Genomic DNA, 11,337 nt, shown 5'->3' with positions numbered 1-11,337 from the left:
TCAGGTGCGCAGTCAGTCTTAGCTTCCGGGTTCGGAATGTGACCGGGCGTTTCCCTGACGCTATAGCCGCCGTAACTCTATTCACATATGACCACACCCACCCCCAACGGGTGACTGCGTGGCCGTACGTCTAGAACCACAAAGTGGACGCGAAACAATCGTTACAAACACACATCATGCCCCACCCGAGGGTGGGAAGAAATCAAGTCATCGGCTTATTAGTACCAGTCAGCTCCACACATTACTGCGCTTCCACATCTGGCCTATCAACCCAGTAATCTACTGGGAGCCTCACACACACAAGGTGTACGGAGATCTCATCTCGAGGCCGGCTTCCCGCTTAGATGCTTTCAGCGGTTATCCATCCCGAACGTAGCCAACCAGCCATGCCCTTGGCAGAACAACTGGCACACCAGAGGTCCGTCCAACCCGGTCCTCTCGTACTAGGGTCAGATCCTCTCAAATCTCCAACGCGCGCAGAGGATAGGGACCGAACTGTCTCACGACGTTCTAAACCCAGCTCGCGTACCGCTTTAATGGGCGAACAGCCCAACCCTTGGGACCAACTCCAGCCCCAGGATGCGACGAGCCGACATCGAGGTGCCAAACCATGCCGTCGATATGGACTCTTGGGCAAGATCAGCCTGTTATCCCCGAGGTACCTTTTATCCGTTGAGCGACAGCGCTTCCACAAGCCACTGCCGGATCACTAGTCCCGACTTTCGTCCCTGCTCGACCTGTCAGTCTCACAGTCAAGCTCCCTTGTGCACTTACACTCGCCACCTGATTGCCAACCAGGTTGAGGGAACCTTTGGGCGCCTCCGTTACTTTTTGGGAGGCAACCGCCCCAGTTAAACTACCCACCAGGCACTGTCCCAGAACCCGATCAGGGTCCGTAGTTAGATATCCAATATGACCAGAGTGGTATTTCAACAACGACTCCACCCAAACTAGCGTCTGAGCTTCACAGTCTCCCACCTATCCTACACAAGCCACACCGAACACCAATACCAAGCTGTAGTAAAGGTCACGGGGTCTTTCCGTCCTTCTGCGCGTAACGAGCATCTTTACTCGTACTGCAATTTCGCCGAGTTCACGGTGGAGACAGCTGGGAAGTCGTTACGCCATTCGTGCAGGTCGGAACTTACCCGACAAGGAATTTCGCTACCTTAGGATGGTTATAGTTACCACCGCCGTTTACTGGGGCTTAAATTCAAAGCTTCGACCCGAAGGCCTAACCTCTCCTCTTAACCTTCCAGCACCGGGCAGGCGTCAGTCCGTATACATCCACTTGCGTGTTAGCACGGACCTGTGTTTTTAGTAAACAGTCGCTTCCCACTGGTCTCTGCGGCCACCACACCCTTTCCGGAGTAAATCCGTATAAGTGGATGGCCCCCCTTCTCCCGAAGTTACGGGGGCATTTTGCCGAGTTCCTTCACCATGATTATCTCGATCTCCTGAGTATTCTCTACCTGACCACCTGAGTCGGTTTGGGGTACGGGCAACAGCAAACCTCACGTCGATGCTTTTCTTGGCAGCATAGGATCACCTGCTTCCCCTAACGGGTCCGCATCATGTCTCACCCAAAGCCGAAAACTATTCATAATCGACGGGCTACACATTTACACCGGGACAACCATCGCCCGGCACAGGCTACCTTCCTGCGTCACACCTCACGCTCACCACCCCAGTTCGGGTTCGCAACCGCCACCCGCACATCACCCGAAGGATCCGTAACAGGCTTTGGATAGCTGAGCACTACTGGTTAGGTCTTTGACGGTTTACCGCCGGTACGGGAATATCAACCCGTTGTCCATCGACTACGCCTGTCGGCCTCGCCTTAGGTCCCGACTTACCCAGGGAAGATTAGCTTGACCCTGGAACCCTTGGTCTTCCGGAGGACGGGTTTCTCACCCGTCTTTCGCTACTCATGCCTGCATTCTCACTCGTGTAGCATCCACGACTGGTTCACACCGCCGCTTCACTCGCCACACGACGCTCTCCTACCCATCCATACGGCTGGACCACGAAGGCCTACCTGATATATGAATGCCACAACTTCGGTGGCGTGCTTGAGCCCCGTTACATTGTCGGCGCGGAATCACTTGACCAGTGAGCTATTACGCACTCTTTCAAGGGTGGCTGCTTCTAAGCCAACCTCCTGGTTGTCACAGCAACTCCACATCCTTTTCCACTTAGCACGCGCTTTGGGACCTTAGTTGGTGATCTGGGTTGTTTCCCTCTCGACTATGAAGCTTATCCCCCACAGTCTCACTGCTGCGCTCTCACTTACCGGCATTCGGAGTTTAGCTGACGTCAGTAACCTTGTAGGGCCCATCGGCCATCCAGTAGCTCTACCTCCGGCAAGAAACACGCAACGCTGCACCTAAATGCATTTCGGAGAGAACCAGCTATCACGAAGTTTGATTGGCCTTTCACCCCTATCCACAGCTCATCCCCTCAGTTTTCAACCTAAGTGGGTTCGGTCCTCCACGACGTCTTACCGTCGCTTCAACCTGGCCATGGATAGATCACTTCGCTTCGGGTCTAGGACATGCGACTGAACCGCCCTATTCAGACTCGCTTTCGCTACGGCTACCCCACACGGGTTAACCTCGCCACATATCGCTAACTCGCAGGCTCATTCTTCAAAAGGCACGCCGTCACAGATACAAAGCCTGCTCCGACGGATTGTAAGCAAACGGTTTCAGGTACTATTTCACTCCCCTCCCGGGGTACTTTTCACCTTTCCCTCACGGTACTAGTCCGCTATCGGTCATCTGGAAGTATTTAGGCTTATCAGGTGGTCCTGACAGATTCACACGGGATTTCTCGGGCCCCGTGCTACTTGGGATACACACCACGCGGTAAAACCATTTCGGATACGGGACTCTCACCCACTCCGGTCGCCCATTCCAAGGCGTTCTCCTATAGCTTCACTCTCACGCTCGAAGGAAAGCAGCCCTTCACGGCACGTCCCACAACCCCGACCATGCAACCCCTGCTCGGTATCACACATGACCGGTTTAGCCTGATCCGGTTTCGCTCGCCACTACTCCCGGAATCACTATTGTTTTCTCTTCCTGTGGGTACTGAGATGTTTCACTTCCCCACGTTCCCTCTACCCGCCCTATATATTCAGGCGGGAGTCACCAGGTACGCACGCGCCCTGGCGGGGTTTCCCCATTCGGAAATCCTCGAATCACAGCCCGTTTATCGGCTCCCCGAGGCTTATCGCAGATTACTACGTCCTTCTTCGGCTCCAGATGCCAAGGCATCCACCGTTTGCTCTTAGAAACTTGAAATCACATAAGTATGTTTGAAACACACACACCCCCCGCGAACGGGACGGCATGTGCGACCAATGAAATTATTAGTATCAGCAGCACCACACCACACACACCCTCACACCCCAAAAGGTGATCCGGCATCCATGATCTGACACTGCAAGATGCTCGCGTCCACTGTGTAGTTCTCAACGTACGGTCGATCCCACCACCGAAGACAACACGTCCTCCGACAGCGGGTCAGGAACCAGTCCACCAAACCCAAAAGGCTCAGCCGGCTGGTCTCCCAGGACCCAATAGCATGCACTCACAAGCACAGCCCGAACATCTCACCTGTTCCAACCATCCCCTCACGGAAACGGCGTACTCCAGCAAAACACCCGAACCGCACTCTCGTCATATGTTCCACCCATGAGCGACTCGCACAGAACATTCGCCTGTGAACGAGCCAATCTGCGACACCAAGTGCCGAGTGCTCCTTAGAAAGGAGGTGATCCAGCCGCACCTTCCGGTACGGCTACCTTGTTACGACTTAGTCCTAATCACCAGTCCCACCTTCGACAGCTCCCTCCACAAGGGTTAGGCCACCGGCTTCGGGTGTTACCGACTTTCATGACTTGACGGGCGGTGTGTACAAGGCCCGGGAACGTATTCACCGCAGCGTTGCTGATCTGCGATTACTAGCGACTCCGACTTCATGGGGTCGAGTTGCAGACCCCAATCCGAACTGAGACCGACTTTTTGGGATTCGCTCCACCTCACGGTATCGCAACCCTTTGTATCGGCCATTGTAGCATGCGTGAAGCCCAAGACATAAGGGGCATGATGATTTGACGTCATCCCCACCTTCCTCCGTGTTGACCACGGCAGTATCCCATGAGTTCCCACCATAACGTGCTGGCAACATAGGACGAGGGTTGCGCTCGTTGCCGGACTTAACCGAACATCTCACGACACGAGCTGACGACAACCATGCACCACCTGTTTACGAGTGTCCAAAGAGTCCTGTATCTCTACAGTGTTCTCGTATATGTCAAGCCTTGGTAAGGTTCTTCGCGTTGCATCGAATTAATCCGCATGCTCCGCCGCTTGTGCGGGCCCCCGTCAATTCCTTTGAGTTTTAGCCTTGCGGCCGTACTCCCCAGGCGGGGAACTTAATGCGTTAGCTACGACACAGAACCCGTGGAACAGGCCCTACATCTAGTTCCCAACGTTTACGGCATGGACTACCAGGGTATCTAATCCTGTTCGCTCCCCATGCTTTCGCTCCTCAGCGTCAGTTACGGCCCAGAGATCTGCCTTCGCCATCGGTGTTCCTCCTGATATCTGCGCATTCCACCGCTACACCAGGAATTCCAATCTCCCCTACCGCACTCTAGCTTGCCCGTACCCACTGCAGGCCAGAGGTTGAGCCTCTGGTTTTCACAGCAGACGCGACAAGCCGCCTACGAGCTCTTTACGCCCAATAATTCCGGACAACGCTTGCACCCTACGTATTACCGCGGCTGCTGGCACGTAGTTAGCCGGTGCTTTTTCTGCAGGTACCGTCACTTGCGCTTCTTCCCTACTAAAAGAGGTTTACAACCCGAAGGCCGTCATCCCTCACGCGGCGTTGCTGCATCAGGCTTGCGCCCATTGTGCAATATTCCCCACTGCTGCCTCCCGTAGGAGTCTGGGCCGTGTCTCAGTCCCAGTGTGGCCGGTCACCCTCTCAGGCCGGCTACCCGTCGTCGCCATGGTGAGCCATTACCTCACCATCTAGCTGATAGGCCGCGAGTCCATCCCGAACCGAAATTCTTTCCACCTACACACCATGCGGTGATAGGACATATCCAGTATTAGACGCCGTTTCCAGCGCTTATCCCAGAGTTCGGGGCAGGTTACTCACGTGTTACTCACCCGTTCGCCACTCATCCACCCCCAGCAAGCTGGGAGCTTCAGCGTTCGACTTGCATGTGTTAAGCACGCCGCCAGCGTTCGTCCTGAGCCAGGATCAAACTCTCCGTAAAAAACGATTGCCCCCCGGACTCGGGAAAAACGAGCCACCGGGAAGCGAGTTCAATCTGGCAACAGAACCATCAAAACTGACGATTCTTGTTATCCAAAAAAGGAATCTCCCGCACCCGCACCAACGTGCGAGTGCCGGGGATTTTACATCAAATTGGCATATGACAATTTAAGTGCACACTATTGAGTTCTCAAAGACCAGACACCACCCGTCACCCCCAACCAAGAGAGCTCCGAACAGCAACCTGTCATCAACCGCCGGGAGCAGCAAGCGCTCCAGTTGGACCACCCTTCGGGTGTCCACCTTGCGGTGAGATCGGATCTCTTACTGTACACGCCCGAGCAAGACTTTCGCAAGTCCTGCTCTCGGTGATCTCGTGAGAGCCGAAGTCCGAACCGAATCTCGGCCGCTTTCGCGCCGTTTTCCGTTTCGCTGACAAGGGAATACATTACGCCGATCCGCACCACCGGGCAACTGCGGCCCACATCCCGGGCGTGTCCGCCCACGTCGGCCCGCGAACACCGAGAACCGGGCCCGCTCGGAGCGCGGGCCGGGCGCCGGAATCGAAGGGGCGAGCGCGCCTCCATGCAGGGGCGCGCCATCGCGTCGGAAGGACCGCGTCCACGCCCTCCTCAGATCACCGATGAAACGCGACAGGCCCCGTCCTCGTCGCGCTTGCGATGAGGACGGGGCCTGTCAGTGGTGGCGGGTGAGGGATTCGAACCCCCGTAGGCAGTGCCAGCTGATTTACAGTCAGCCCCCTTTGGCCGCTCGGGTAACCCGCCATCGGTCGCACCAGGGCGACCAGGAACCCACCCTAGCGGCTCCACTGCTCGAACGGAAATCGAGCGGGCCCGATCCCGCACACGACGGAAGCGCGCTTCGTGACAGGATCGGAGCATGACCGACCTCCCCGAACCACTGGTGCTCCGCTCCGCGCACGTCTCGGAGATGCCCCCCGCCGCCTTCTACCGCCTCGCCGCTCTGCGACAGACCGTCTTCGTGGTCGAGCAGAACTGCGTCTACCTCGACCTCGACGGGCGCGATCTCGAGGAGGGCTCGGTGCAGCTGTGGGCGGAGGACGCCGACGGCGCGATCGCGGCGACCGTGCGCATCCTCGACGAGGGCGCGGCCCCCGACGGTGCGCGCAGCATCGGGCGAGTCGTCACCGCCCCCGCGTGGCGCGGGCGCGGGGTCGCCGCCGCCCTGCTGGAGGCCGCCATCCGACAGTGCGGCGGCCGCCCGATCGAGCTCCACGCCCAATCTCACCTCGTCGACTGGTACGCCCGTTTCGGCTTCGCGAGCGCCGGCGACGAGTACCTCGAGGACGGCATTCCGCACACCCCCATGCGGCTGGGCTGACCCCTCAGGGCTCGATCGCGTCGTCGAGCCCGGGCACCGTCACCGCCAGTCCGTGCCGGTGCGCCCGCGCGGAGACCGCCTGCTCCCGCACCAGGGAGAGCAGCTCGACGGGGCCGGCCATCGTCACCGGCTCCGCCCAGATGGCCACGCGATCCTGCTGGCCGAGCCACTCCGCGGCGCGCACGCGATCCCCGCCGATGAGACGCACACGCAGCGCTCGCGTGCCGTCCGCCGCGACCGGCCCGGCGACCGCCAACCGCTCGAGCCAGTCGTCGTCGCGTTCGAGCGACACCTCGATGTCGTAGCGCTCCAGGAAGTCGGCGAGCTCCGCGGGCAGCACCTCGCCCGTGGAGATCGTGATCGGCGCGCGTGCGAGGAGCGCCGCCGCGACCACCCGCGCGAGCGAGACGACCGCGCCGCCCTCCGCGAGCCGCACGTGAGTGGCGACGGGGCGGTGCCTCATGACGTTGCGCTCGATGCCCAGCCCGATCGCATCGCGGTCGACCCCGAACGACGTGCGCCAGGTGAGGGCGTCGGCGAGCGCGGCACGGCGCAGCTCGTCGAAGGCCTGGTACGGCAGCACCGGCTGGAGCGCCTCGATGAGCAGGCGCACCTCCGGCTCGAGCCCGCGCAGGTGCAGCGTCTCGCTGCGGCTCCCCTCCCGGAGCCGCCACGAGCCGAGTGCGATCAACCGGTTCGGTCCGCCGGCGAGGCCCGAGAGCCCCATGCCCGCATCGTTCCACCCGCCTCCCGGCTGGCGCTCCACCCGCGCCCGCGTCGTCGTGCGGTTGACCGACACCGCCGCAGCCTCGACGCCGTCGAGCCAGGCGGCGATCTCGTCGGCGTCGTTCGAGTGGATCGCGGCGACTCCGCCGCTGCCCGGGCTGTTCTGCAGCGCCAGCGCCTCGCTCAACGAGTGCGCCGTCGTGATCCCGATGACCGGAGCCGTGCGCGCGTCATCCCAGAAGGCGGCCCCGGCCGCCACGCCCGACCGCACCCCGGGCGACCAGACCCGCTCCTCCGCATCGAGCGGAGCAGGCGTCACGATCCACTCCTCGCCGCGGGCGAGCTCGGTCAGGGCGCGCCGCTCCGCGGCGTTCGGCGCGGCGTGCAGCGGGCCGACCTGGAGACCGAGCACATCCGAGTCCACGTCGCGCCCGCTGTCGCCGGCGCGGAGCGCGTGCACCGCATCGGCGAGGCCTTCCCGGAACCGACGCGAACGGGCGACGCTCCCGAGCAGGATCACGCCGCGGGCCGCGCGCAGATCGCCGGCCGCCCCGCCGAACGCCGAGGCGACCACGTCGGCGATCGCCAGATCGAGATCGGCGGAGGGGGTGACGAGTACGAACCCCCGGGCGCGGAACCGCCCCTCGACCCGGAGGTCGGGGCGCCGGCGCGACAGCTCGAGCGCGTCGGCGCGCGAGCCGATGACGCAGGCGCGATCCACACCGCGGTGCGCCGCGAGCTCGGCGACGGTCTGCCCGACGACGGCCGCCTCGAGCCGCACCACCCCCGGGGTGAGCCCGCCGACCTCGCACTCCTCGAGCACGGCGGCGGCCGATGCCCGCAGACGGTGCGGCACGATCCAGAGCACTCCGCTCCCCGCGGCGAGCGCCGCGAAGACGGCCTCCGCCTGCACCGAGAGCGGCGTCGGCGCGTCGGCGGCGACGAGCACGAGCGGGTCGGGCACGAACGTCGCCCCGCGCACGGCGCCGAGGGCCTCGGCGAGCTGGCCGCTGTAGCGGGCCGCATCGACGAGGTCGTCGACCTCCGCATCGAGCTCCGCGACCGGAGCGCCCGTCTCGGTGGCGAGCAGCTGGATCAGCCGATCGCGCGCGGCGACCAGCGCCAGCGCGGACCGGCGCAGGCGCGACGCTCGCGTGCGGAACGGCTGCGCAGACCACGCCTCGGCGCGCGACCGGGCCTCGGCGGCGACGTGGTCGGGGTTGAGATCGGCGGCGGAGAGCGCCACCGTGTCATTCGCGGTGTCGAGAGCATCGGCCTCGGTGCGAGCCGCCCGGAACAACTCGCGCGCCCACTCGCGGTTGCCGGCGACGGTCGCGTCGGTGCCGGGTTCGTTCGCGAATCCCGACTCGGAGACGGCGGGGATGGCGCGCGGCGGCGCGACCGCCTCGAGCGTGAACTCCCCGGTCGACCCCCGCGTCAGTCCGAGCACCGCCGCGGTGAGACCGCCGGTCTCGAAGCGCGCAGGCTCGTCGGGGGCACGGTAGAAGAGCGCGCTGTCGCGCTCCGAGGGGTCCCACTCGCGGGCGCGATCCTGCGTGCGATGCGAGCCGGGCGCGGGTTCGGAGGCCCGGCCGAGCGCCGTGCGGAACTCGGCGAATGCGCGGGTGAGCGCCGATTCCGCGCCGGCCTCCGGATCCTCGTCTCCCGGGTCCGCTCCGTCACCGTCGGAGTCGTCGTGCTGCGGAATGAGCGCCTCGAGCCGGGAGAGGCTGGAATCGGGATCGGCCGCCTCGGCCGCGATCCCCACGAGCAGATCGACGGCGCCCCCGAACTCCTTCGGGGAGACGACGGGCACTGAGACGCGCACGTGCGACATGGCGCCGCGCAGCGCCGTCGCGAGACCCGGGGCGACACCGCTGCGCACCTGCACGGCCCCCAGCTCGAGCGAGCCGAGCTCCTCGGCGAGCGCGATCGCCGAGGCGAGCACGAACACGTCCTCGGTCGCGAGCACCGGCCGCAGCACCGCGGCGCGGCCCGGGTGGAGGGCGAGCTCGACGAGCCGGAGGAGCTGGGCGAGCACGTCGGCCCGGTCCTCCAGCACCGGCACGGGGAGGCCTGTCTGGATCGAGGAGATCCGCTCCGCCCCCGCGACGCCCCCGACTCCGATGACGACCTCCGCCGGCGCACCGCCGTCGGCGACCCGGCGCTGCGCCCACCGGCTCAAGCGGCCGTAGTACTCACGGGATTCGGGCAGCTCCGCGAGCAGCTGCACGCCGACCCGTGCCCGGTCGAGTGCGGGATCGACCAGCGCCCGCACGACGATCTCGGGCAGCATGCGCGCCCACCGAACGCTGCCGGCGGCGAGATGGATCGTGGTGCCGTGCTCCACCGAGGCGCGGAGCACGGGCTCGAGTGCGACCGCCGCGCGCTCGACATCGTCGTCGAACGACCAGTCGGAGCCGCCGGGGGCGATGCGCTGCGGATCGACCACGAGATGGGCGACCGCGGGGTGCGCGGCCAGCGCGACGAGCCGCTCGACTTCGCGCACCGCGCCGACGGGGCCGTGCACGCCCACGCCGAGCGGCTGCGTCACGGGGGTGATGCCCGCGTCGGTGCAGCGGCGGTGCGCCTCCGCGAGCGCCGATCCGGCGGAGGAGGCGAAGCGCCCCGAGGGCGCCGCACCGCCCGTGCCGCCCGTGCCGCCCGCACCACCCGTGCCGCCGACCCCGCTCGGCAACCGGGCGGCGAGCACGAGCCCCGACACGCGATCCCGCAGCCACTTGCGAGCGACGGGCATCACCGCCCACGGGAGGCCGAGCGACGTCGCCCCGCCGGCGCGCACCGCGAACCGGTCGCGCGCCGGGAGGGAATCGGGCACCTCCTGGGAGACGGCGTGCAGACCGAGCGCCGAGGCGAAGGCATCCTCCGTGCCGGCGACCAGGTCGAGCAGCCGACGCGTGAACTCGAAGCTGTCGGGGTCGCGGCGCAGCCCTTCGAGCAGATGCGCCGATCCGCGCCCCTCCAGCGCACCGTCGGGCGTGCGGTCGCGCAGCGCCTCGATCCACGCGTGCACGAGCGCTTCGGAGCGATCCGAAACGGCGTCCCACACCGACGCCGGGGCGATGGGTTCAGCTGCCATGACCCCACTGTATGAGGGTCTTGCGCGATTACCGGGAGCGCGCGCCGAACAGGGTCGGGGTCAGGCGAGCAGCGCCCGGTCGTCGAGCTGGGCGCCCTTGATCTTCGCGAACTCCTCGAGGAGCCGCGGCACGGTGAGCTGCCGCTTCTCGGCGGCCGACGCCTCGAACACGATGTCGCCCTCGTGCATCATGATGAGGCGGTTGCCGAGTCGCAGCGCCTGCTCCATGTTGTGCGTGACCATGAGGGTGGTGAGCGACCCCTGCGCGACGATGCGATCGGTGAGCTCGGTGACGAGGGCGGCGCGCTGCGGGTCGAGCGCCGCGGTGTGCTCGTCGAGCAGCAGGATGCGGGGTCGCGTGAACCCGGCCATGAGGAGCGAGAGGGCTTGCCGCTGGCCACCGGAGAGCAGCCCGACCTTAGCGGTGAGGCGGTGCTCGAGCCCCAGTTCGAGCGACGTGAGCTCCTCGCGGAAGCGATCGCGGAGCGTGCGGCTCAGCGCGAGCCCCAGACCGCGGCTCCTGCCGCGGCGCTCGGCCAGCGCGAGATTCTGCTCGATGGTGAGGTCGGGCGCGGTGCCCGCCATCGGATCCTGGAACACACGGCCGATGTACTTCGCCCGCTGGAACTCGCGGAGCCGGTTGACGCGCCTGCCGTCGATCTCGATGCTGCCGGAGTCGACGGTGTAGCGCCCGGAGATGGCGTTCAGCAGCGTCGACTTGCCGGCGCCGTTGGAGCCGATCACGGTGACGAAGTCGCCCTCGTCGAGGCGCAGGCTGAGGCCGCCGAGGGCGCGGCGCTCGTTGACGGTCCCGGGGAAGAAGGTCTTCTCGATGCGGTCGATGGTGAGCATGC

At 64.4% G+C, this 11,337-nt stretch carries 3 protein-coding genes, 1 tRNA gene and 3 rRNA genes; 1 reads left to right on the top strand and 6 read right to left on the bottom strand.

Going from position 1 to position 11,337, the window contains the following annotated elements; translation table 11 throughout:
• From rrf to NS354_RS09075, 4 genes are all read right to left on the bottom strand, one after another.
• Positions 1-74, bottom strand: a 5S ribosomal RNA gene (rrf, locus tag NS354_RS09090); the annotation flags it as partial.
• A 124-nt stretch (positions 75-198) separates the two neighbouring features.
• Positions 199-3,305: ribosomal RNA gene (locus NS354_RS13810) — 23S ribosomal RNA — on the bottom strand.
• A 465-nt stretch (positions 3,306-3,770) separates the two neighbouring features.
• Positions 3,771-5,296, bottom strand: a 16S ribosomal RNA gene (locus NS354_RS09080).
• A 699-nt stretch (positions 5,297-5,995) separates the two neighbouring features.
• A tRNA-Tyr gene (locus NS354_RS09075) sits at positions 5,996-6,080 on the bottom strand.
• A 115-nt stretch (positions 6,081-6,195) separates the two neighbouring features.
• On the opposite strand from NS354_RS09075, the gene NS354_RS09070 reads away from it, so the two are divergent.
• Positions 6,196-6,657 carry a GNAT family N-acetyltransferase gene (locus NS354_RS09070; protein WP_058594201.1) on the top strand — a complete coding sequence of 154 codons (462 nt, stop codon included), beginning with the start codon at positions 6,196-6,198 and terminating at the stop codon, positions 6,655-6,657.
• A gap of 4 nt (positions 6,658-6,661) precedes the next feature.
• Here NS354_RS09070 and NS354_RS09065 read toward each other — a convergent pair whose 3' ends face one another.
• Together NS354_RS09065 and NS354_RS09060 are read right to left on the bottom strand one after the other, a co-directional pair.
• Positions 6,662-10,483, bottom strand: coding sequence for a proline dehydrogenase family protein (locus tag NS354_RS09065; RefSeq protein ID WP_241490455.1), 3,822 nt, complete (start codon positions 10,481-10,483; stop codon positions 6,662-6,664).
• 60 nt (positions 10,484-10,543) lie between these two features.
• Positions 10,544-11,335: an ABC transporter ATP-binding protein gene (locus NS354_RS09060; protein ID WP_058594200.1), complete on the bottom strand. Its 792-nt coding sequence runs from the start codon at positions 11,333-11,335 to the stop codon at positions 10,544-10,546.
• Positions 11,336-11,337: the final 2 nt, after the last annotated feature.

Origin of the sequence: Leucobacter chromiiresistens, assembly GCF_001477055.1 — a bacterium.
GTDB lineage: Bacteria > Actinomycetota > Actinomycetes > Actinomycetales > Microbacteriaceae > Leucobacter > Leucobacter chromiiresistens_A.
Note: the sequence above shows the minus strand (reverse complement) of the source record. Positions and strands in the feature narration are given on the sequence as shown.

Excerpts from the sequence above, each read along its gene's own strand:
- NS354_RS09070 (WP_058594201.1), top strand. The coding sequence starts at position 6,196 with ATGACCGACCTCCCCGAACCACTGGTGCTCCGCTCCGCGCACGTCTCG.
- NS354_RS09060 (WP_058594200.1), bottom strand. The coding sequence starts at position 11,335 with ATGCTCACCATCGACCGCATCGAGAAGACCTTCTTCCCCGGGACCGTC.
- NS354_RS09065 (WP_241490455.1), bottom strand. The coding sequence starts at position 10,483 with ATGGCAGCTGAACCCATCGCCCCGGCGTCGGTGTGGGACGCCGTTTCG.